The organism is Aeromicrobium fastidiosum (assembly GCF_017876595.1).
Classification (GTDB): Bacteria; Actinomycetota; Actinomycetes; order Propionibacteriales; family Nocardioidaceae; genus Aeromicrobium; species Aeromicrobium fastidiosum.
Map to the genome: position 1 here is coordinate 2,019,020 of NZ_JAGIOG010000001.1, position 22,553 is coordinate 2,041,572.

Consider the following 22,553-nt stretch of genomic DNA (forward strand, 5'->3'; position numbering starts at 1 on the left):
CGGCTGGCAGAATCGTCCCCATGCCTGCCGACCGTCGACCACGCGTGCTGTCCGGGGCTCAGCCCACGGCCGACTCGTACCACCTGGGCAATTACTTCGGCGCGTTCAAGCAGTGGGTCGCCCTGCAGGACGAGTTCGAGGCGTTCTACTTCGTGCCCGACCTGCACGCCATCACCGTCGAGTACGACCCCGCGCTGCTGCGCGAGCGCACGTACATCGCCGCGGCCCAGTTCCTCGCGGCGGGCGTCGACCCCGAGCGCAGCGCCCTGTTCGTGCAGAGCCATGTGCCCGAGCACGCCCAGCTCGCCTGGGTGCTGGGCGGCATCACGGGCTACGGCGAGGCCAGCCGCATGACGCAGTTCAAGGACAAGAGCGCCAAGGGCGGGCAGGACGTCTCGAGCGTCGGGCTGTTCACCTACCCGATCCTCATGGCCGCCGACATCCTGCTCTACCAGGCCGACAAGGTCCCCGTCGGCGAGGACCAGCGCCAGCACGTCGAGCTGACGCGCAACCTCGCGCAGCGGTTCAACCACCGCTTCGGCGAGACGTTCACGGTGCCCGAGGCACACATCGTCAAGGCGACCGCCAAGATCTACGACCTGCAGGACCCGACCAAGAAGATGAGCGGCTCCAACCAGTCGCACGCGGGCGTCGTCGACCTGACCGACACCCCCAAGCAGGTCGCCAAGAAGCTGCGCTCGGCCGTGACCGACTCCGGCACCGAGATCTCGTTCGACCCCGTCGAGAAGCCCGGCATCTCCAACCTCCTGTCGATCTACTCCGCGCTCACCGGTGAATCGGTGGAGGCGATCGTCACGGAGTTCGAGGGACGCCAGTACGGGCACCTCAAGGTCGCCCTGGGCGATCTGCTGGCCGAGTTCGTCGGCGCGTTCGGCGACCGCACGCGTGAGCTGCTCGACGACCGCGGCGAGCTCGACCGCGTCCTCGCCCGCGGCGCCGAGCAGGCCAGCGAGGTCGCGTCCACGACGCTCGACCTCGTGTACGAGCGGTCGGGGTTCGTGCGGGGCATCCGGCCGTGACGATCATCGGCGTCGCGATCCCCGTGCCCGACCCCTTCGGGTCGCTGCTGCGGGAGAAGCGCGCCGACTTCGGCGATCCCATGGCCGAGACGGTTCCGAGCCACGTCACGCTGATCCCGCCGACCGAGGTCGCCGACGCCGAGCTGGAGGTCGTCTGCGACTCGCTCGAGCGGGCCTCCGCAGCCCTGCCCGCGTTCCCGATGCGGCTGCGGGGGACGGGCACGTTCCGTCCGGTGTCGCCCGTCGTGTTCGTCGCCGTCAGCCAGGGCATCTCCTACACCGAGATGCTCGCCCAGTGCGTCCGCGAGGCCCTCAACAGCCCCGAGCCGGAGTTCCCGTTCCACCCGCACGTCACGGTCGCGCACAACCTCGACGACCCGAGCCTCGACCGCGCGTACGAGGACCTCGCCGACTTCGAGTGCGAGTTCACGGTCAGCGAGTTCGCCCTCTACCACCACGAGGACGCCTCCGGCTGGGTGCCGCAGCGAGCGTTCTCGCTCGGCAGCTAGACGACTTCGAGATCGCTGCCGCCGACCGTCGTCAGGTGGTCGAGCAGCTCGGCCTTGAACGCCTGGGCCGCCAGGGGGAGCGCCTCGGAGCTGCGGTGGGCCAGGGCGACGACCCGGTCGAGCGGCGGGTTGCCTAGGTGCGACACCTTGAGCTGGGGTCGGGTCGACAGCACCATGCTGGGCACGACCGCGTGCCCGAGCCCGGCTTCGACGAAGCGCAGGACGGCCGACATCTCGCCGCCCTCGACCGCGAGCCGGGGCTCGAAGCCCGCCTGTGCGCAGGCGCGGAGCGTGACGTCGCGCAGGTCGTAGCCCTCGCGGAACATCACGAGGGGGAGGTCGCGCAGGTCGCTGACGTCCATGCGGTCCGGCACGTCGGACGACGCGGGGCTCGCCAGCACGAGCCGTTCGCGCAGCACGGGTGTCGTCTCGATGTCGGGCTCGTCGCTGTGCAGCGGGACGATCAGCAGCGCGACGTCGAGTCGTCCCTGCGCGAGCTCGCGGGTCAGCACGCGGGAGCCGGCCTCCTGCACCTCGAGGTCGATCGCGGGATACATCTCGTGGAAGCGGGTCAGCGCCTGCGGCAGCAGCCCGTCGCACAGCGATGGCGTGGCACCGAGTCGCACGCGGCCACGTCGCAGGTTCGCGACCTCGTGCACCGTCCGCTCGGCGCTCTCGACGTCGATCAGGATGCGCTGCGCGTGGGGGAGCAGCGCCTCGCCGGCACTCGTCAGCTCGATGCCGCTGCGTCCCCGGACGAACAAGGGAGTGCCGAGCGAGTTCTCCAGGACCCTGATCTGCTTGGACAGCGTGGGCTGCGAGACCCCCGCCAGGTCGGCGGCCCTCGTGAAGTGCCGGGTGCGGGCGACGGCCACGAAGTAGGAGAGCTGATGTATCTGCACTGGTCAAGTGTGTCATAGCCAACGGCTATGAAGGATGCCCTCAACTAGACTTAGCGCGAATCGCCGAACCGTCCTACTGTGTGATCGTGGCAACTACCCAAACTGCGAAGCGGCCGTCAGCGAAGCGTTCGACCGTCGCCCTGAAGTATTCGATGGCGGTGTCGGGGCTCATCATGTTGGGCTACCTGCTCGTCCACATGTACGGCAACCTGAAGTTCTTCCAGGGTCCTGAGAAGTTCGACAGCTACCTCGAGGGTCTCGACGACATCCTCTACCCGTACCTCCCGCACGAGGGCGCGCTCTGGATCATCCGGGTCGTCCTGACGACAGCCCTGGTCGTCCACGTCTACGCCGCGATCACGCTGTGGCGTCGCAACAAGGCAGCAGCGGGCTTCGTCGGCAACACGCGCTACCACACCAAGCAGAACAAGACGGGCGTCCAGCGCAGCTACGCCTCCTTCACGATGCGCTGGGGCGGCATCATCCTGCTTCTGTTCATCATCGGCCACGTCGCGCAGATGCTGCCCAACTGGCTCTCGCCCGGCGGCGCGTCCGACAGCAAGTACGACCGCGTCGTCAACGGCTTCGAGCTGTGGTGGGTCGTCCTGCTCTACACGATCGGCCTGGTCGCGGTGGGCTTCCACCTCGCGCACGGCTTCTGGAGCGCGCTCACCACGCTGGGTCAGAACCACAGCTCGACCCGCAAGTCGTCGCGCATCACCGCGGTGTCGATCGGTCTGGCCGTCATCATCGCCGGCGGCTTCCTGACCGTCCCCTTCGCCGTCTTCTTCTTCGGAGCTGGATCATGACCATCACTGAGCCGTACAAGAACCCGTCCGAGCAGTTCCACGCCATCGGCGACGACATCCACGACGCCAAGGCGCCGAGCGGACCCATCGAGAAGCGCTGGGACGACCGCAAGTTCAACGCCAAGCTCGTCAACCCGGCCAACCGCCGCAAGATCAGCGTCATCATCGTCGGCACCGGTCTGGCCGGTGCCTCGGCGGCCGCGACGCTGGGCGAGGCCGGTTACCACGTCAAGAGCTTCTGCTACCAGGACAGCCCGCGCCGCGCGCACTCGATCGCCGCGCAGGGTGGCATCAACGCCGCCAAGAACTACCGCAACGACGGCGACAGCATCTACCGGTTGTTCTACGACACGGTCAAGGGCGGCGACTTCCGCGCCCGCGAGTCCAACGTCTACCGCCTCGCGCAGGTGTCGGTGAACATCATCGACCAGTGCGTCGCGCAGGGCGTCCCGTTCGCCCGCGAGTACGGCGGACTGCTCGACAACCGCTCGTTCGGTGGCGTGCAGGTGTCGCGCACGTTCTACGCCCGCGGCCAGACCGGACAGCAGCTGCTGATCGGTGCCTACCAGGCGCTCGAGCGGCAGGTCGGTGCCGGCACGGTCGAGATGAACACGCGCCACGAGATGCTCGAGCTGATCATGGTCGACGGCCGCGCCCGTGGCGTCATCGTCCGCGACATGGTCACGGGAGAGATCGAGACGCACACGGCCGACGCGGTCGTGCTGGCCACCGGCGGCTACGGCAACGTGTTCTTCCTGTCGACCAACGCCATGGGATCCAACACGACGGCCACGTGGCGCGCGCACCGCAAGGGCGCGTACTTCGCCAACCCCTGCTACACGCAGATCCACCCCACCTGCATCCCGGTGTCCGGTGACTACCAGAGCAAGCTGACGCTGATGAGCGAGTCGCTGCGCAACGACGGCCGCATCTGGGTGCCCAAGAAGATGAACGACGAGCGCCTGGCCAGCGAGATCCCCGAGGACGAGCGCGACTACTACCTCGAGCGCATCTACCCGGCGTTCGGCAACCTGGTGCCCCGCGACATCGCGTCGCGCGCCGCCAAGTACCAGTGCGACGCCGGCAAGGGCGTCGGTCCCGGCGGGCTCGGGGTCTACCTCGACTTCGCCGAGGCGATCGACCGTCTGGGCCGTCCGGCCGTCGAGGCCAAGTACGGCAACCTGTTCGACATGTACGCGCAGATCACCGGCGAGGACCCCTACTCCGAGCCCATGCGCATCTACCCGGCCGTGCACTACACGATGGGCGGACTGTGGGTCGACTACGACCTGCAGAGCAACCTGACGGGTCTGTTCGTGGCCGGCGAGGCCAACTTCTCCGAGCACGGTGCCAACCGGCTCGGCGCCTCGGCCCTCATGCAGGGCCTGGCCGACGGCTACTTCGTCCTGCCGAACACGCTGGCCAACTACCTGGCCGACGGCCCCTTCGAGAAGGTCGCCGACGACCACCCAGCGGTCGTCGAGGCCAAGCAGGCCGTCGAGCAGCGCATCGCGACGTTCCTCGGCATCAACGGCACCCGCACGGTCGACTCGTACCACAAGGAGCTCGGCCAGATCATGTGGGACTACTGCGGCATGGAGCGCACCGAGGAGGGCCTGACCAAGGCCATCGGCATGATCCGTGACCTCAAGACCGACTTCTGGGCCAACGTCAAGGTCACCGGAGTCAACGAGGAGCTCAACCAGACGCTCGAGCGGGCCGGCCGTGTCGCCGACTTCTTCGAGCTCGGCGAGCTCATGTGCATCGACGCGCTCAACCGCCGCGAGTCGTGCGGCGGCCACTTCCGCGCCGAGAGCCAGACCGAGGACGGCGAGGCGCTGCGTCACGACGACGAGTTCGCCTACGTGTCGGCCTGGGAGTACGGCGACAAGCAGCCCACGCTGCACAAGGAACCACTCGAATACGAGTACGTCGAGATGAAGTCGAGGAGCTACAAGTGAACATCACCGTGCGCGTCTGGCGCCAGAAGAACGCCGACGACAAGGGCAAGATGGTCACGTACGGCGTCGAGGACGTCAGTGAACACATGTCGTTCCTCGAGATGCTCGACGTCCTCAACGAGCAGCTGACGCTGAGCGGCGACGACCCGATCGCCTTCGACCACGACTGCCGCGAGGGCATCTGCGGTGCGTGCGGCGTCGTCATCAACGGTCAGGCCCACGGGCCGCAGACCACGACGACGTGCCAGCTGCACATGCGCAGCTTCGAGGACGGTGCCGTCATCGACATCGAGCCGTGGCGCGCCGGTGCGTTCCCGGTCGTCAAGGACCTCGTCGTCGACCGCGGCGCGTTCGACCGCATCATCCAGGCCGGTGGCTTCATCTCCGCGCCGACCGGATCGGCACCCGAGGCCAACAACCTTCCCGTCCGCAAGGAAGACGCCGACCACGCCTTCGAGTCGGCCGCCTGCATCGGCTGTGGTGCCTGCGTCGCGGCGTGCCCCAACGGCTCGGGCATGCTGTTCACGGCTGCCAAGATCACGCACCTGGGCCTGCTGCCGCAGGGTCAGCCGGAGCGCGACTCCCGCGTCATCGGCATGATCGAGCAGCACGACCACGAGGGCTTCGGCGGCTGCACCAACATCGGCGAGTGCACCTCGTCGTGCCCCAAGGGCATCCCGCTCGACACCATCAGCCGCCTCAACCGCGACCTCCTCGGAGCGCTCGCCAAGGGCAAGGCGTAGCGGCGCGCGGCTTCGCCGCATCCGCTGTTCGTCCCTCACAGCGGCCAGGCTTCGCCTGGGCGCCTGTCTTCGCTCGCTGCGCTCGCTCGACCCATGGTCGGGCGGGCGCAGCTGGCGTCTGACGCCTAGGCTTCGGGGATGAGTTCTGCTCCTACGTCCTCGCTGGATGGGTGGGTGGTGTCGTCGTTCACGGGCGGCGAGCTCACCCACGACTGCTACGAGAAGGGCAGCGGACCTGGTGTCGTCCTGATCCCCGAGATCCCCGGCATGACGCCCGAGGTGCTGGGCCTGGCCGATCACCTCGTCGACCAGGGCTTCACGGTCGTCGTGCCGTCGCCGTTCGGCACGCCCGGTCGTGGGATGTCGGCCGGCTACGCGGTCGGCGTGATGGCGCGCCTGTGCGTCTCGTCGGAGTTCCGGGCGTTCGCGACCCGGTCGGCTCGTCCGATCAGCGAGTTCCTGCGGGCGGTCGCCCGCGACCTCGACGCCCGCACGCCCGGAACCGGCGTCGGCGTCATCGGGATGTGCTTCACGGGCGGGTTCGCGCTCGCCGCAGCCGTCGACGACTCGGTAACGGCTCCGGTCATGAGCCAGCCGTCGGTGCCGTTCCCGATCGGCGGTGCCCGGCAGGCCGACGTGGGCCTGTCGCCGGACGAGCTCGCGACCGTCAAGCGGCGGGTCGTCGACGACGGACTCTGCGTGATGGGCCTACGGTTCAGCGAGGACAGGGCGGTCTCGCCCAAGCGGTTCGCCGCCCTCCGGGAGCACCTGGGGGACGCCTTCGAGGTCATCGAGCTCGACTCGTCGGAGGGCAACGCCGGCGGGTTCTCCAAGAGCGCCCACTCCGTCCTCACCCACGAGGTGCGCGAGGGCAACGAGGCCATGGCCGCCCGTGACCGCGTCGTCGCCTTCCTCCACGAACGCCTCACCCCTGCACCCCCCTCTCGCTGACGCGTGGGTTCCGCCCCGCCGACGCGTGGCTTTCGCCATGCGTCGGCGGGCGCGACCCACGCGTCAGGGAGGCGGAACCCGCGCCTCGACATGTGGTTAGCGTGGGTAATTTGTTATGCTAAGGATATGCCCACCGATGCTCATCAGCTCGCCCGGGCGGTGGCACGGCTCAACCGGCGCCTCCGCCAGGAGCGGCACAGCGACCTGACGCCCACCCAGCTGTCCGTGCTCGGCGCGATCCGTCAGCTGGGTCGCGCGACGCCGACCGCGATCGCCGCGCACGAGCGCGTCCAGCCCCCGTCGATCACCCGATCCCTCAACTGCCTCGTCGACGACGGGTACGCGATCCGCGAGCCCCACCCCGACGACGGCCGGCAGGTGCTCGTCTCGGTCTCCGAGCAGGGGGAGGCGGTGCTGGCGGAGGAGCGCGAACGCCGCGACCAGTGGCTCGCACACGGTCTGGCCGAGCTGACCGAGTCCGAGCGCGCCACCCTGGAGGAGGCTGCCGCGCTGCTGGAACGGCTGTCCGCCCGGTGAGCCCCACGTTCAGCGCGCTGGCGGTGCGCAACTACCGCATCTACATCCTCGGCGCGATCGTCTCCAACACCGGCACCTGGATGCAGCGCATCGGCCAGGACTGGCTCGTGCTGCAGCTCACGAACAGCGGCACGGCGCTCGGCATCACGACGGGGCTCCAGCTGCTGCCGGCGCTGCTGTTCTCGCCGATCGCCGGGGTCGTCGCCGACCGGGTGCCCAAGCGGACGATCCTGCGGTGCACGCAGATCGCGATGGCGGTGCCTGCCGCGCTGCTGGGCATCCTTGCCGTCACGGGCGTCGTGCAGGCGTGGCACGTCTACCTCCTGGCGTTCGTCTTCGGCATCGGGACGGCCTTCGACGCCCCCGCACGCCAGTCGTTCGTCGTCGAGATCGTCGGCCCCAAGGACCTCGCCAACGCCGTAGGCCTCAACTCGGCCTCGTTCAACCTGGCCCGCATGATCGGCCCCGCCGTCGCGGGCCTGTTGATCGCCGCGCTCGGCTCGGGCGTGCGCGCCGCCGGATGGGTCATCCTCGTCAACGCCGTGAGCTATCTCGCGGTGCTGACGTCGCTGCAGCTGCTCGACCCCCGCCACCTGACGCCGTCGGAGGTCACCGGCACGCGCAAGCACGCCGTCCGCGACGGCATCACGTACGTGCGGTCGCGCCCCGACCTCGTCCTGATCCTCACCTGCGTGTTCTTCGTCGGCACGTTCGGCATGAACTTCCAGATGACCAGCGCCCTCATGGCCACCCAGGTCTTCGGCAAGGGGGCGGGGGAGTACGGGCTGCTGGCCTCGATCATGGCGCTCGGCTCGCTCGCGGGTGCGCTGCTGGCCGCCCGTCGGGCGCGTCCCCGGCTTCGGTTCGTGGTGCTGGCCGGCGCAGCCTTCAGCGTCACCGAGATCGTCGCCGGACTGATGCCGACCTACGTCACCTTCGCCGCCGTGCTGCCGGTGCTGGGCCTGTGCGCCCTCACGATGGTGACGTCGGCCAATGCCACGATCCAGCTGACGTCCAGCCCCATGATGCGCGGACGCGTCGCAGCGCTCTACCTCATGGTGTTCATGGGAGGGACGCCCGTGGGGGCGCCGCTCGTGGGCTGGGTCGGCGAGACCTTCGGGGCCCGCTGGATGCTGCTGGGCGGCGGGGGCGTGACCCTCCTCGGCATCGCCGCGGCGACCGCCTGGTACTTCGGCACGCAGGACGCCCAGCGCGAGGAGTTGCGCCGCGGCCTGCGGGACCTACCGTGGAGTCATGCACGTCGAGCGCACCTTCACGGTGTCGAGATCCGTTGAGGACGTCTTCGACTACCTCAGCGACTTCGAGAACACCAACCACTGGGACCCCGGCACGATCCAGACGCGTCGCACGGGCGGTGACGGCGGCATCGGCACGACGTACGCCAACCGGTCGTCGTTCGCGGGCCGAGAGGTCGAGCTGACGTACGAGACGATCGGCTTCGACCGTCCGACGTTCTTCTCGGCGCGGGGCACCAACCGGCAGTCGACCGCGACCGACACCATGACGTTCACGCGCGACGGCGACCGCACCCAGATCCACTACCGGGCCGACTTCCAGTTCCGCGGCATCGTCAAGTACCTCGCCCCGCTCGTGGTCAAGCCGAAGCTCGCGGCGCTCGCCGACGAGACCGTCGAGCACATCCGCGGCGCGCTCGAGGGCGAGGGCGGGCTAGCCTGAGGGAATGTCCCCGTCCCTGGCCGAGTCGATCGCCCGCTCCATCGACGTGGTCACGCCCGACCTGATCGAGGTGCGCCGCGACCTGCACGCCTACCCGGAGCTGTCGTGGCACGAGGAGCGGACGACTGACATCGTGGCCGTCTGGATGGACAAGCTCGGGGTGTCGTACGAGCGCTTCGAGGGCACCGGCCTGATGGCCGAGATCGGACCCACGGAGGGTCCCATCGTGGCCCTGCGCGCCGACCTCGACGCGCTGCCCGTCATCGACACCTCGCAGGACCCCTGGAAGTCGACGGTTCCCGGCGTGTCCCACTCGTGCGGCCACGACGTCCACGTGTCGGCGCTGCTGGGTGCCGCGGTGGCGCTGGCGCACGTCCACGCCGAGCACGGTCTGCCGGTGCGGGTACGGCTGATCTTCCAGCCCGCCGAGGAGGTCATGCCCGGTGGCGCGCTCAAGCTGCTGGCCGCCGGTGCCCTCAAGGGCGTGTCGCGCATCTTCGCGCTGCACTGCGACCCGTCGCTCGACGTCGGGCAGGTCGGTCTGCGCGAGGGACCCATCACGGGCGCGTCCGACCACATCGTGGTGCACCTGAGCGGTCGCGGCGGGCACACGTCGCGCCCCCACCTGACCGAGGACCTCACGTACGCGCTCGGCAGCCTGCTGACCCAGCTGCCGGCCGTGCTCTCGCGACGGTTCGACCCCCGCGCCGGGGCCAGCATGGTGTGGGGCCAGATCCGCTCCGGCAACGCGGCCAACGTCATCCCGTCCACGGGCGAGCTCAGCGGCACGCTGCGCATGCTCGACGCGGCCGCCTGGCACCAGGCCGAGCACCTCGTCCGCGGCCTCATCAGCGACATCATCGAGCCGTTCGGGGTCAGCGCCGACGTCACGTACACGCGCGGCGTCCCGCCCGTCGTCAACGACTTCGGGGCCACCGAGATCCTGCGCCGCGCGGTCTCGCAGGCCGTCGGTCCCGCGGGTGTCGCGTCGACCGCCCAGAGCCTCGGCGGCGAGGACTTCGCGTGGTACGTCGAGGCGGTTCCCGGGTCGATGGGACGCCTCGGCACCCGCACCCCCGACGGGCCGACGTACGACCTGCACCAGGGCAACCTGCGGGTCGACGAACGGGCGATCGCGGTCGGCGCGAAGGTGCTGGCCATCGCCGCCGTCAGCTGATCGGTCCCTCCTGACGCTCGGCAGGTGAAGAAACGGTTACAGCGCCCGGCAATCCCTGCGAGGCCCTCCCGAACGACCCGCCCGGACACTAGGGTCGGTCACGAGTGCCGGGCTTCCCGGCTCCGTATCAAGGAGGAACTGTGCGTCGATTGACCAAGCTTTCCGCCGTCGCCGCCGTGGCCGCGCTCGCTCTCGCGGGCTGCGGAGGCAGCGACAGCAAGGGTGGCGGAGGCGACAAGCCCGCTGCCAGCGACGACGTCTGCAAGACCGCCGACGGTGACGGCCCGAAGATCGGCCTGGCGTACGACGTCGGCGGACGCGGCGACCAGTCGTTCAACGACTCGGCCTACGCGGGTCTCGAGAAGGCCGTCAGCGACTTCGACGCCACCTGCATCGAGGGCGAGGCGACCGACGGCGAGGCCGAGTCGGCCCGCGAGGACCGTCTGCGCAACATGGCCGAGAACGGTGCCACCGCGGTCGTCGGCGTGGGCTTCGCCTACAGCGAGTCGGTCAACGCCGTGGCCCCCGACTTCCCCGAGGTCAACTTCGCGGTCATCGACGGCTTCGACCCCGACGACAAGGCCAACGACAACGTGGCCTACCTCGGCTTCGCGGAGGAGCAGGGCTCGTACCTCGTCGGCGTCGCCGCCGCCGAGAAGAGCAAGACCGGCACGATCGGCTTCGTCGGTGGTGTCAACAACGAGCTGATCCAGAAGTTCGAGGCCGGCTACACCGCGGGCGCCAAGGCCGCCAAGCCCGACATCAAGGTCGAGGTCGCCTACATCCAGGAGTCCGACCTGTCGGGCTTCGGTGACCCCGCCGGCGGCAAGGCTGCTGCCACGGGCGAGTTCGACAAGGGTGCCGACGTGGTCTACCACGCGGCCGGTGGCTCGGGCTCGGGCGTCTTCGACGCCGCGGTCGAGGCCGGCGAGGGCAACTGGGCGATCGGTGTCGACTCCGACCAGTACCTCACGGCGACCGCTTCGCAGAAGCCGTTCATCCTGACGTCGATGCTCAAGCGCGTCGACACCGCGACCTACGACTTCGCCAAGTCGATCGACGCGGGCAAGCCGCTGGTCAGCTACACGGTCTATGACCTCAAGCAGGACGGCGTCGGCTACTCGACGTCCAACGAGTCGGCGATCAGCGACCTCACGGCCGGCATCGACGAGTACAAGGCCAAGATCATCTCCGGAGAGGTCACGGTCCCGACCAAGCCGTAGTGCACGGTCGACAGCAGCACAGCAGGATCAGCACCATCAGCACGTGACGACGAACCTGGGCTGGCGCGGTAGCGTTCAGCCCAGGTTCGTCGTCGTCCGAGCAGCAGCGAGTGCCCAGCCACCGACCTCGTCGAGGCCGGCCCAGAGAAGTCGTACGTAGGGAGTGTCCGTGCCGTCTGCAGTCGATGCAGTACAGCTGCGGGGGATCGGCAAGCGGTTCCCCGGAGTCATCGCCAACCATGATGTCGACGTCACGATCCGTCCCGGGACCGTCCACGCCCTGATCGGCGAGAACGGCGCCGGCAAGTCGACGCTGATGAAGATCCTCTACGGCGTCCAGCGTCCCGACGACGGCACCATCACGATCGAGGGCAAGCCGGTCGTCCTCAAGTCGCCGACCGAGGCCATCGAGGCCGGTGTCGGCATGGTGTTCCAGCACTTCATGCTGGCCGACAACCTCACGGTGCTCGAGAACATGGTTCTGGGTGCCGAGAAGCTGCACGGCATCGGCGACGGTGCGCGCACCGAGATCCGTCGCATCTCCGACCGGTTCGGCTTCGACCTCGACCCCGACGTGCTGGTCGAGAAGCTCGGCGTCGCGGCCCGGCAGCGCCTCGAGATCGCCAAGGTGCTCTACCGCGGCGCCCGCATCATCATCCTCGACGAGCCGACCGCCGTCCTGGTTCCGCAGGAGGTCGACGCCCTGTTCGTCAACCTCCGCGAGCTCAAGGCGGCCGGCAACTCGGTGCTGTTCATCTCGCACAAGCTCGACGAGGTGCTCGCGATCTCCGACGACATCACGGTCATGCGCCGTGGCACGACGGTCGGCACCGCCGATCCGGCGACCGCCACCAAGCACGAGCTGGCGGAGCTGATGGTCGGCTCCGAGCTGCCCTCGCCCGAGACCGAGGAGTCGACCGTCACCGACACCGTGCAGCTGTCGCTGTCCGGCGTCACCCTGACCGACGAGGCAGGCCGCAACCTGCTGACCGATCTGTCGCTGACGATCCGTCGCGGCGAGGTGCTCGGCATCGCAGGCGTCGAGGGCAACGGTCAGGCCGAGCTGGTCGAGACCATCATGGGCATGCGCATCCCCACCGCGGGCCGCATCATGCTGGGCGACGAGGACGTCACGCACTGGCACACGCGTCAGCTGCGCGAGGCCGGCATCGGCTACATCCCCGAGGACCGGCACCGCCACGGCCTGCTGCTCGACGCGCCGCTGTGGGAGAACCGCATCCTGGGTCACCAGACCCGGCCCCCCAGCTCGAAGGGCATGTGGATCAACCGCAAGGGTGCGCGCAAGGACACCGAGCGCATCGTCGCCGACTACGACGTCCGCGCCCCCGGCATCGACACGCCGTCGCGAGCGCTCTCGGGCGGCAACCAGCAAAAGCTCATCGTCGGCCGCGAGATGAGCGGCGACCCCGTGCTCCTGATCGCGTCGCACCCCACCCGCGGCGTCGACGTCGGCGCGCAGGCGGCGATCTGGGACCACATCAAGCGGGCCCGCCGGGCCGGCCTGGCGGTGCTGCTGATCTCGGCCGACCTCGACGAGCTGATCGGCCTGTCCGACACGATCCAGGTCATCCTGCGCGGACGCTTCGTGGGCACCTTCGACCCGGCGAGCGTGACCCCGCAGGACCTCGGCACGGCGATGACAGGAGGAGCGGCATGACGAGTCGCGTGAAGTCGATCGGCCTGGCGCTGCTGGCACCGGCCATCGCGGTGCTGCTCAGCATCCTGGTCACGACCCTGGTCATCGCGGCCGTCGGCAGCTCGCCGGGCGAGTTCTGGTCGACGATGTTCGAGGTGCCCAAGCCGCGCCTGCGCGTCGACATCGTCAATCAGACGGCGATGATCTACATCGCCGCGGTCGCCGCGGCGATCGGATTCCGGATGGGGCTGTTCAACATCGGCCTCGAGGGCCAGTACACGATCGCCTCGTTCGCCGCCGCCTCGTTCGCGGGTGCGGCCTATCTCGGCGGCTTCGCCAACGTCATCGCCTCGCTCGCCGTCGCGATGCTCGTGGGAGCGGCGTGGTCGGGCATCGCGGGCATCCTCAAGACGACCCGCGGGGTCAGCGAGGTCATCTCGACGATCATGCTCAACGCGATCGCCGTGACGCTCGTCGGCTACTTCCTCAACAACTACGGGGTCAAGGAGGGCAACAGCGTCCACACCAAGAACCTGCCCGACGGCACGACGCTCGGCGGCTGGTCGCCGTTCGAGGACCGTGACGGGGAGATCTGGGCCCTCGCGATCATCGCGGTGCTCGTCGGCGTGGGCTTCTGGGTGCTGCTCAACAAGACCCGCTTCGGCTTCGACCTGCGCGCCAGCGGACAGTCCGAGAGCGCCGCGCTGGCCAGCGGCATCAACCCCAAGCGGATGATCCTGATCTCGATGATGCTCTCGGGTGCCGTGGCGGGTCTCATCTGGATGCCGGCCCTGTTCGGCGGTGCGCGCAACTACGGCACGTCCTTCCAGGTCGGCCTCGGCTTCCTCGGCATCGCGGTGGCCCTGCTGGGCCGCAACCGTCCGGTGGGGATGCTGTTCGGCGCGCTGCTGTTCGCGTTCCTCTCGGTCAAGTCCAACGACCTGACGTTCGGCACCGACGTGTCGCCGAGCATCGTCCAGATCACCCAGGGAGTCGCCGTGCTGGCGGTCGTCGTCACCTACGAGGTCGTGCGCCGATGGCGCACCCGGCTCGAGCAGCGAGCCGTCAGCCGTGAGCTGACCGGCACGACGGGAGCGACCGCATGAGCACCGCGACCGCATCGCGCAGGAGCGCGATCGTCGAGCGGCTCACCAAGAGCTGGCTCTACATCGGCCTGATCGGCATCGGCGTCGTGTCGTTCGTCCGCATCATCACCGACACCAACGACCTCACGGGGGCCGGCACGATCCGCGCCGCGATCATCGCGACGTGCCCCATCCTCGCCGCGGCACTGGGCGGGCTGTGGGCCGAGCGCGCGGGCGTCGTCAACATCGGCCTCGAGGGGCAGATGATCCTCGGCACGTGGGGTGCGGCGTTCTTCACGTACCACTACGGGCCGTGGGTCGGCATCCTCGGCGCGGCGCTGCTGGGCCTGATCGGTGGCCTGCTGCACGCCATCGCGACGGTCACGTTCGGCGTCGACCACATCGTGTCGGGCGTCGCGATCAACCTGATCGGTGCGGGTGCGGCGACGTACCTCGCCGAGGCGATCTTCCCCGAGTACGAGGGGGGCGGCCCGCGTCAGCTCAACGGGCTGGAGGCGCCGGCCCAGGTCACGATCCCCGGGGTCTCCGACCTGGCCAACACGATCGCCGACACGCACTGGTTCTTCGTCTCCGACGTCGCCTCGGTCGTCCAGGCGCTGACGACCAACATCTCGACGCTCAGCCTGCTGATCTTCGCCCTCGTGATCGTCTCGGCCCTCGTGCTGTGGCGGACGTCGTTCGGCCTGCGACTCCGGTCGTGCGGCGAGAACCCGCAGGCCGCCGAGACGCTCGGCATCAACGTCTACCTCTACAAGTACGTTGCCGTGCTCATCTCGGGCGCGCTGGCCGGCATCGGTGGTGGCTTCCTGGCGCTCGTCGCGTCCAGCGGCTTCAGCAACGGGCAGACCGGCGGCCGCGGCTACATCGGCCTGGCGGCGATGATCTTCGGCAACTGGCGTCCCGGCGGTCTGCTGGCCGGCGCGCTGACGTTCGGCTACACCGACTCCCTGCGGCTGCGCGACACCCAGTCGGTGCACTCTCTGCTGCTGCTCGTCGCGATCGGCCTGCTGGCCTTCGCGGCGTGGCGTGCCTACCGCCGTCAGGTCAAGGGCGCGCTGGTCGTCGCGGCGGCCGGTGCGGTGGTGCTGGCCTGGTTCCTGCTCACCGACAGCGTGCCGCGCGAGTTCACCGTCATGACGCCGTACGTCACGACGATGTTCGTGCTGGCACTGGGATCACAACGACTGCGCATGCCGGCGGCAGACGGCAAGCCCTACCGACGAGGGAGTGCCGGCTGATGGCGCTGGGCATCAACGGACCGGACGACCCGATCGACTGGGCATCGCTGACGAAGTACGCCACCGAGGTCATGGGGCGCGCCTATGCGCCCTACTCGCACTACAAGGTCGGCGTAGCGGGTCTCGTCGACGACGGCCGGGTCGTGCTGGGCTGCAACGTCGAGAACGCCGCCTACGGCGTGGCGCTGTGCGCCGAGTGCGGCATGGTCTCGGCGCTGCACTCGACCGGCGGCGGACGACTCATCGCGGTCGCGTGCGTCGACTCGCGCGGTGTCGCGCTGATGCCGTGCGGACGCTGCCGCCAGCTGTTGTGGGAGAACGGCGGGCCCGACATGCAGCTCATGACCCCCAGCGGCGTCAAGACCATGAACGAGGTGCTCCCTGACGCCTTCGGTGCCGACGACCTCGCCGCCGGACGTCCGGGCACCGCCGACCCGGTCGCGGAGTGACGCGCTACGCCGTGCAGCTCGACCCCGGGTCGCCGGCCTTCATCGCCGATCCCTACCCGGTGCTGGCGTCGCTGCGCGCGAGCGGCCCCGTGCTGTGGCACGAGCCGATGGGCACGTGGCTCGCGACGACGCACGACGCCGTCAGCCAGGTGCTGCGCGACCGCTCGTTCGGCAGGCTCTGGACCGACTGGGAGCCGGCCTCGCAGATGGAGCCGTTCAACGCCCTGCACCGCAACCAGATGATGGAAAATGAAGGTCAGACACACCGTAGGTTGCGGGCGTTGGTCTCGAAGGCATTTGGTCGCGGCCACGTCGAGCGCATGCGGCCCCGGATCGAGGCGTTGGCGGCGTCGATGGTCGCCGACCTGCCCGATGGCGAGCCCTTCGACCTGCTCGGCGACTATGCCGAGCCCATGCCGGTCTACGTCATCGCCGATCTGCTGGGCGTGCCCCGCGACGACCACACGAAGCTGCGCGACTGGTCGCAGGCCATCGTCCACATGTACGAGCCGGGCGTCGGGGCGCTGACCAAGGCGGCCGCGATCGAGGCCAGCACGGCGTTCTCCGACTACGTGCGCGGCGTCGTCGAGCAGCGTCGGTCCTCGCCGGGCGACGACCTCATCACCGATCTCATCGCGGCACGCGATCATGGGCACAGTAGTGCCCGTGACGAGGGATCCAAGCTCAGCGACGACGAGCTCGTCGCCTCGGTCGTGCTGCTGCTCAACGCGGGCCACGAGGCGTCCGTCAACGTCTTCGGCAACGGGTTCCACGCCCTGCTCGAGCACCCCGAGCAGCTGCGGCGCATCGTCTCGGGAGAGGTGTCGGTCGAGACCGCGCTCGAGGAGCTCATCCGCTACGACGCACCCCTGCAGCTGTTCGAGCGCACCGCGACCGCCGACGTCGAGGTCGCCGGCCAGCTCGTGCGGTCGGGCCAGCGGATCGCGTGCCTGATGGGATCGGCCAACCGCGACGCCGAGGTGTTCGCCGACGCCGACGTGTTCGACGTCGGGCGCGACCCCAACCCCCACGTCGGCTTCGGCATGGGCCTGCACTTCTGCCTGGGCGCGCCGCTGGCCCGCCTCGAGCTGCAGATCAGCATCCGCGCCCTGCTCGACCGATTCCCCGAGCTGCGCCTCGCGGGGGAGTCCCCGCGTCGCCCCACCTGGGTGCTGCGCGGCTACCAGAGAATCCCCGTCTCATCCTGACCCCGGAGGTCCCCATGACAGGCTCCACCCGCACCGAGGCCTTCGACGCCGTCGAGGTCATCGCCGCCAAGCGCGACCGCCACGAGCTCACCGATCCGCAGATCGACTGGGTCGTCGACGCCTACACGCGCGGCATCGTCGCCGACGAGCAGATGGCGGCGCTCGCGATGGCGATCCTGCTCAACGGCATGAACCGTCGTGAGATCAGCCGGTGGACGAACGCCATGATCGACAGCGGCGAGCGCATGGACTTCTCGTCGCTGTCGTGGGCGACGTCCGACAAGCACTCGACCGGCGGCGTCGGCGACAAGATCACGCTGCCGCTGGCGCCGCTCGTGGCGGCGTGCGGCGTGGCCGTCCCGCAGCTGTCGGGCCGCGGGCTGGGGCACACCGGCGGCACGCTCGACAAGCTCGAGGCCATCCCCGGGTGGCGTGCGGCGCTGACCAACGACGAGATGATGGCGCAGCTCGAGGACGTCGGCGCGGTCATCTGCGCCGCTGGTGCGGGCCTGGCCCCGGCCGACAAGAAGCTCTACGCGCTGCGCGACGTCACGGGCACCGTCGAGGCGATCCCGTTGATCGCGAGCTCGATCATGAGCAAGAAGATCGCTGAGGGCACGGGCTCGCTGGTGCTCGACGTCAAGGCCGGCTCGGGTGCCTTCATGAAGGACCTCGACCAGGCCCGCGAGCTGGCCGAGACGATGGTCGCGCTCGGCACCGACGCGGGCGTGCGCACGGTCGCGCTGCTCACCGACATGTCGACCCCGCTCGGGCTCACGGCGGGCAATGCGTGCGAGGTCGCCGAGTCGGTCGAGGTGCTGGCGGGCGGCGGACCGGCTGACGTCGTCGAGCTGACGGTCGCCCTGGCCCGCGAGATGCTCAGCGCCGCGGGCAAGGACGACAAGGACCCGGCCGACGTCCTGGCCTCCGGCGCGGCGATGGACGTCTGGAAGCGGATGATCTCGGCGCAGGGCGGCGACCCCGACGCCGCTCTGCCGACCGCTCGCGAGACGCACGTCGTCACGGCACCCGAGTCGGGCACGCTGACCCGTCTCGACGCCATGGCGGTCGGCGTCGCCGCCTGGCGGCTCGGAGCGGGCCGCTCGCGACCGGGCGAGCAGGTACAGGCCGCCGCAGGTGTCGTGATGCACGCCAAGCCCGGCGACGCCGTCACGGCCGGTCAGCCGCTCATGACGCTGCACACCGACACGCCCGAGCGCTTCGACCGTGCGATCGCTGCGCTCACAGGCGGGTACGACATCGGTGCCGCCGGTGCGCGGACATCCAGCGTGGTCCTCGACCGGATCGGTTAGGTTCGCACGATGCGCATGTTCAACAACAGCAGTGAGATCGCAGCGGCCGCGGGCGAAGAGCTCGGCGTCAGCGAGTGGGTCGGCATCACGCAGGACCGCATCGACATGTTCGCCGACGCGACCGGTGACCGCCAGTGGATCCACGTCGACACCGAGCGCGCCGCGCAGGGCCCGTTCGGGGCGACGATCGCCCACGGCTACCTGACCCTGTCGCTCATCCCGTTCCTCGGGGCGCAGGTCTTCGCCTTCGCGGGCGACATGGCGCGGGTCAACTACGGACTCAACAAGGTGCGGTTCGTCTCGCCCGTCACGGTGAAGTCGAAGGTGCGCAGCAGCGTGTCGATGCTCGACGTCACCGACATCGAGAAGGGTCAGCAGGTCACGCTGCAGCACACCATCGAGATCCGCGGCAACGACAAGCCGGCCTGCGTCGCGGAGACCGTCACGCTGCTCATGGCGTCGTGACACGATGACCTGGTGACTGCCACCACCGAACAGATTCAGAAGGCCCCCAAGGTCGCGCTCCACGAGCACCTCGACGGCGGGGTCCGCCCTGCCACGATCGTCGAGATCGCCGCCGAGATCAGGCACGACCTGCCGGCCGAGGGTGCCGCGGCGCTCGGCACGTGGTTCGAGGAGGCGTCCAGCTCAGGCTCGCTGGTGCGCTACCTCGAGACCTTCGTGCACACCGTCGCGGTCATGCAGCGTCCCGAGGACCTCGCCCGTGTTGCCCGCGAGTCGGTCGTCGACCTGGCCACCGACGGATGCGTCTACGCCGAGCTGCGCTGGGCCCCCGAGCAGCACCAGTCGGCGGGACTCTCCCTGCACGAGGCCGTCGAGGCCGTGCAGGCCGGCATCGACGAGGGACGCGCCGAGGCCGAGTCGCTGGGGCACCCCATCGTGGTGGGTCAGCTGCTCACGGCGATGCGGCACGCCAAGCGCGGCATGGAGATCGCCGAGATCGCGGTCGAGTACCGCTCGCGGGGCGTCGCGGGCTTCGACATCGCGGGGGCCGAGGACGGCTTCCCGCCGATCCTGCACCTCGAGGCCTTCGAGTACCTGCGGCGCGAGAACGCGCACTTCACGATCCACGCGGGCGAGGCGTTCGGGCTGCCGTCCATCTGGCAGGCGATCCAGCGGTGCGGGGCCGAGCGCCTCGGCCACGGCGTCCGCATCGTCGACGACATCGACTGGGACGCCCCGGGCGGTCCCGTGCTGGGCGACCTCGCCGCCTACATCCGCGACCGGCGCATCCCGCTCGAGATGTGCCCGTCGTCCAACCTGCAGACCGATGCGGTCCCCGGCATGACCTCGATCGCCGACCACCCGATCGGCAGGCTCAAGGACCTCGGCTTCAGGGTCACGGTCAACTGCGACAACCGGCTCATGAGCGGCACGTCGATGACGCGGGAGTTCGAGCTGCTCGTCGACGCCTTCGGCTACGACCTCGACGACGTCCGCTGGTTCACGATCAACGCCATGAAGAGCGCCTTCCTGCCCTTCGACCAGCGGCTCGCGCTGATCAACGACGTCATCAAGCCGGGGTACGCGGCCCTCGCACGCTGAGCCTGACGTTCTGACCGACACGCCGACGGCGTGTCTGCAGAAACGTCAGGCCCAGCGGGGGTCAGGCCGCCTGCTCGCTGCGCTCGCTCGCCACGTCCTCCAGGGCGTAGGCCAGGATCTCGGCGACGTCGGCGACCGGCCGCACGTCGAGCTCGGCCAGCACCTCGTCCGGGACGTCGGCCAGATCGACCTCGTTGCGAGCGGGGATGAAGACGGTCTTCAGCCCGGCACGCTGCGCGGCCATGAGCTTCTGCTTGACGCCGCCGATCGGCAGCACCCGCCCGTTGAGCGTGACCTCGCCGGTCATGCCGACGTCGGCGCGCACGTTGCGCCCGAGGGCCAGTGACGTGAGCGCCGTGACCATCGTGACGCCCGCGGACGGTCCGTCCTTGGGCACCGCGCCGGCCGGCACGTGCAGGTGGATCGACCGCTCCAGCGTCGCCGGGTCGATGCCGATCGCCTCGGCGTGCGACCTGACGTAGGTCAGTGCGATGTGCGCCGACTCCTTCATGACGTCGCCGAGCTGACCCGTGATGGCCAGCGACCGCTCTCCCTCGAACGAGCTGGCCTCGATGAACAGCACGTCGCCGCCGAGACCCGTGACCGCCAGCCCGGTCGAGACGCCCGGGACCGCCGTGCGCTCCTCGACCTCGGGGACGAACCTCGGACGTCCGACGTAGTCGACGAGCGTCGACTCGTCGACCACGATGGGCTGGACGGTGTCGGGGCGGGTCAGCTGGGTCGTGACCTTGCGGAACACCTTGGCCAGCAGCCGCTCCATCTGCCGCACGCCGGCCTCGCGCGTGTACGACGCGGCGATGAGGCGCAGGGCCTCGTCGGTGACGGTCACCTCGTCGGCGGTCAGCGCCGCACGCTCGAGCTGGCGGGGTGCCAGGTACTGCTTCGCGATCTGCACCTTGTCGTCCTCGGTGTAGCCGTCGAGCTGCACGAGCTCCATGCGGTCGAGTAGGGCCTCGGGGATCTGCTCGACGACATTGGCCGTGGCCAGGAACAGCACGTCCGACAGGTCGAGGTCGAGATCGAGGTAGTGGTCGCGGAACGTGTGGTTCTGCGCCGGGTCGAGCACCTCGAGCAGTGCCGCCGCGGGGTCGCCGCGGTGGTCGGAGCCGACCTTGTCGATCTCGTCGAGCAGCACGACGGGGTTCATCGAGCCGGCCTCGCCGATCGCCCGCACCAGGCGTCCGGGCAGCGCCCCGACGTAGGTGCGACGGTGCCCGCGGATCTCGGCCTCGTCGCGCACGCCGCCCAGGGCGACGCGGACGAAGTTGCGTCCGAGGGCGCGCGCCACGCTCTCGCCCAGCGACGTCTTGCCGACGCCGGGAGGGCCGACGAGCGCCATGACGGCGCCCGAGCCGCGTCCGCCGACGACCTCGAGGCCGCGCTCCTGCCGACGGGCGCGCACCGCGAGGTACTCCACGATGCGGTCCTTGACGTCGTCGAGGCCGTGGTGGTCGGCGTCGAGCACCTCGCGTGCCGCCGCGATGTCGGTGCGGTCGTCGGTCGTGATGCCCCACGGCAGCTCGAGCACGGTGTCGAGCCACGTGCGGATGTAGCCCGCCTCGGGGTTCTGGTCGCTGCCGCGCTCGAGCTTGCCGACCTCGCGCAGCGCGGCCTTGCGGACTTCATCGGGCAGATCTGCCTCCTCGACGCGCTCGCGGTAGTCCTTCGTGTCCTCCGGCTCGTCGTCGCCGAGCTCCTTGCGGATCGCGGCGAGCTGCTGGCGCAGCACGAACTCCCGCTGGTTCTTGTCGATGCTCTCCTGCACCGACTCGGAGATCTTCTCGTTGACCTCGGCCTCGGCGAGGTAGTCGCGAGCCCAGCCGATCAGGACGGTCAGGCGCTCGCCGACGTCCTCGGTCTCGAGCAGTTGGCGCTTCTGCCCGTTCTCGAGGTACGAGGCGTAGCCCGCGGTGTCGGCGAGCTCGCCGGGATCGGACAGGCGCTGCACCGAGTCGATGACCTGCCACGCGTTGCGCTTCTGCAGGATCGCGACGAGCAGGCCCTTGTACTCCTGCGCGAGGTCGAGGACTGCCTCGGTCGGCTCGGCGTCGTCGACGAGCTCGGCCTCGACCCACAGCGCAGCGCCGGGGCCCGTGACGCCGCCCTGGATGTGGGCGCGCTGCTCGGCCCGGAGCACGGCCCCGGGACCGCCGCCGGGGAGCCGGCCGACCTGCTGGATCGTGGCGATGACGCCGTGCGTGGCATAGCGGTCCTCGAGCCTCGGGGCCACGAGAAGGCGGTCAGAGTTGCTGGTGCGGGCGGCGTCGACCGCGGCACGCGCGGCGTCGTCGAGCTCGATCGGGACGACCATCCCGGGGAGGACGACGACGTCCTCGAGGGCCAGGACGGGGAACTGCTGGAGTGTGCTCACAAGTGCTCCTACATGAGTTGAGTCTGTCGGGCTCAACTAGCCTGAGTCGGAGCTTGTTCCGTGGGGTGTTCACT

21 protein-coding genes are annotated in these 22,553 nt (G+C 69.6%); 19 read left to right on the forward strand and 2 right to left on the reverse strand.

The features are described 5' to 3' along the window. Positions 1–20: 20 nt before the first annotated feature. Positions 21–1,040, forward strand: coding sequence for a tryptophan--tRNA ligase (trpS, locus tag JOF40_RS10030; RefSeq protein ID WP_129185777.1), 1,020 nt, complete (start codon positions 21–23; stop codon positions 1,038–1,040). Then, complete coding sequence (locus JOF40_RS10035; RefSeq protein ID WP_129185778.1) at positions 1,037–1,549, forward strand: 2'-5' RNA ligase family protein; 513 nt, start codon at positions 1,037–1,039, stop codon at positions 1,547–1,549. Before trpS ends, JOF40_RS10035 begins: the two co-directional genes overlap by 4 nt. On the opposite strand, the gene JOF40_RS10040 is transcribed toward JOF40_RS10035, so the two are convergent. Beyond that, a complete protein-coding gene (locus JOF40_RS10040; RefSeq protein WP_129185779.1) occupies positions 1,546–2,451 on the reverse strand; it encodes a LysR family transcriptional regulator in 906 nt (301 codons plus the stop codon). The genes JOF40_RS10035 and JOF40_RS10040 overlap by 4 nt on opposite strands. Positions 2,452–2,537: 86 nt before the next feature. On the opposite strand from JOF40_RS10040, the gene JOF40_RS10045 reads away from it, so the two are divergent. The 17 genes from JOF40_RS10045 to JOF40_RS10125 all read left to right on the forward strand — a co-directional run bounded on the left by JOF40_RS10045 (position 2,538) and on the right by JOF40_RS10125 (position 20,087). Continuing rightward, positions 2,538–3,260 carry a succinate dehydrogenase cytochrome b subunit gene (locus JOF40_RS10045; RefSeq protein WP_281286528.1) on the forward strand — a complete coding sequence of 241 codons (723 nt, stop codon included), beginning with the start codon at positions 2,538–2,540 and terminating at the stop codon, positions 3,258–3,260. Next, positions 3,257–5,221, forward strand: a complete 1,965-nt coding sequence (locus JOF40_RS10050; RefSeq protein WP_129185780.1) for a fumarate reductase/succinate dehydrogenase flavoprotein subunit — start codon at positions 3,257–3,259, stop codon at positions 5,219–5,221. The genes JOF40_RS10045 and JOF40_RS10050 overlap by 4 nt, the downstream gene beginning before the upstream one ends. Continuing rightward, positions 5,218–5,964 carry a succinate dehydrogenase/fumarate reductase iron-sulfur subunit gene (locus JOF40_RS10055; protein WP_129185781.1) on the forward strand — a complete coding sequence of 249 codons (747 nt, stop codon included), beginning with the start codon at positions 5,218–5,220 and terminating at the stop codon, positions 5,962–5,964. The genes JOF40_RS10050 and JOF40_RS10055 overlap by 4 nt, the downstream gene beginning before the upstream one ends. A 138-nt stretch (positions 5,965–6,102) precedes the next feature. Next, complete coding sequence (locus JOF40_RS10060) at positions 6,103–6,915, forward strand: dienelactone hydrolase family protein (protein ID WP_129185782.1); 813 nt, start codon at positions 6,103–6,105, stop codon at positions 6,913–6,915. 126 nt (positions 6,916–7,041) lie between these two features. After that, the gene (locus JOF40_RS10065; RefSeq protein WP_129185783.1) at positions 7,042–7,452 is read left to right on the forward strand and encodes a MarR family winged helix-turn-helix transcriptional regulator; all 411 of its coding nucleotides are present in this window, start codon (positions 7,042–7,044) and stop codon (positions 7,450–7,452) included. After that, entirely contained in the window at positions 7,449–8,747 is a 1,299-nt protein-coding gene (locus tag JOF40_RS10070) for an MFS transporter (protein WP_129185784.1), read from the forward strand. Before JOF40_RS10065 ends, JOF40_RS10070 begins: the two co-directional genes overlap by 4 nt. Next, positions 8,707–9,150, forward strand: coding sequence for an SRPBCC family protein (locus JOF40_RS10075; protein WP_129185785.1), 444 nt, complete (start codon positions 8,707–8,709; stop codon positions 9,148–9,150). The genes JOF40_RS10070 and JOF40_RS10075 overlap by 41 nt, the downstream gene beginning before the upstream one ends. A 4-nt stretch (positions 9,151–9,154) precedes the next feature. Continuing rightward, positions 9,155–10,327, forward strand: coding sequence for an amidohydrolase (locus tag JOF40_RS10080; RefSeq protein ID WP_129185786.1), 1,173 nt, complete (start codon positions 9,155–9,157; stop codon positions 10,325–10,327). Positions 10,328–10,467: 140 nt separating this feature from the next. Beyond that, positions 10,468–11,550 (forward strand): BMP family lipoprotein, encoded by a 1,083-nt coding sequence (locus JOF40_RS10085; RefSeq protein ID WP_129185787.1) that lies wholly within the window; start codon positions 10,468–10,470, stop codon positions 11,548–11,550. 169 nt (positions 11,551–11,719) lie between these two features. Beyond that, positions 11,720–13,228, forward strand: coding sequence for an ABC transporter ATP-binding protein (locus tag JOF40_RS10090; protein WP_209674498.1), 1,509 nt, complete (start codon positions 11,720–11,722; stop codon positions 13,226–13,228). Then, positions 13,225–14,313 (forward strand): ABC transporter permease, encoded by a 1,089-nt coding sequence (locus JOF40_RS10095; protein WP_129185789.1) that lies wholly within the window; start codon positions 13,225–13,227, stop codon positions 14,311–14,313. Before JOF40_RS10090 ends, JOF40_RS10095 begins: the two co-directional genes overlap by 4 nt. Then, positions 14,310–15,551, forward strand: coding sequence for an ABC transporter permease (locus JOF40_RS10100; protein WP_129185790.1), 1,242 nt, complete (start codon positions 14,310–14,312; stop codon positions 15,549–15,551). Before JOF40_RS10095 ends, JOF40_RS10100 begins: the two co-directional genes overlap by 4 nt. Beyond that, the gene (locus JOF40_RS10105; protein ID WP_129185791.1) at positions 15,551–16,000 is read left to right on the forward strand and encodes a cytidine deaminase; all 450 of its coding nucleotides are present in this window, start codon (positions 15,551–15,553) and stop codon (positions 15,998–16,000) included. Before JOF40_RS10100 ends, JOF40_RS10105 begins: the two co-directional genes overlap by 1 nt. Continuing rightward, the gene (locus JOF40_RS10110; protein ID WP_209674500.1) at positions 15,997–17,208 is read left to right on the forward strand and encodes a cytochrome P450; all 1,212 of its coding nucleotides are present in this window, start codon (positions 15,997–15,999) and stop codon (positions 17,206–17,208) included. The genes JOF40_RS10105 and JOF40_RS10110 overlap by 4 nt, the downstream gene beginning before the upstream one ends. Positions 17,209–17,222: 14 nt before the next feature. After that, positions 17,223–18,521, forward strand: coding sequence for a thymidine phosphorylase (locus tag JOF40_RS10115; RefSeq protein ID WP_129185792.1), 1,299 nt, complete (start codon positions 17,223–17,225; stop codon positions 18,519–18,521). A 9-nt stretch (positions 18,522–18,530) separates the two neighbouring features. Next, complete coding sequence (locus JOF40_RS10120) at positions 18,531–18,986, forward strand: MaoC family dehydratase (protein ID WP_129185793.1); 456 nt, start codon at positions 18,531–18,533, stop codon at positions 18,984–18,986. Positions 18,987–18,998: 12 nt separating this feature from the next. Next, positions 18,999–20,087, forward strand: a complete 1,089-nt coding sequence (locus JOF40_RS10125) for an adenosine deaminase (RefSeq protein WP_209674502.1) — start codon at positions 18,999–19,001, stop codon at positions 20,085–20,087. A gap of 61 nt (positions 20,088–20,148) precedes the next feature. On the opposite strand, the gene lon is transcribed toward JOF40_RS10125, so the two are convergent. Beyond that, on the reverse strand, positions 20,149–22,479 hold the full coding sequence (gene lon / locus JOF40_RS10130; RefSeq protein ID WP_129185795.1) for an endopeptidase La: 2,331 nt from the start codon (positions 22,477–22,479) through the stop codon (positions 20,149–20,151). Positions 22,480–22,553: the final 74 nt, after the last annotated feature.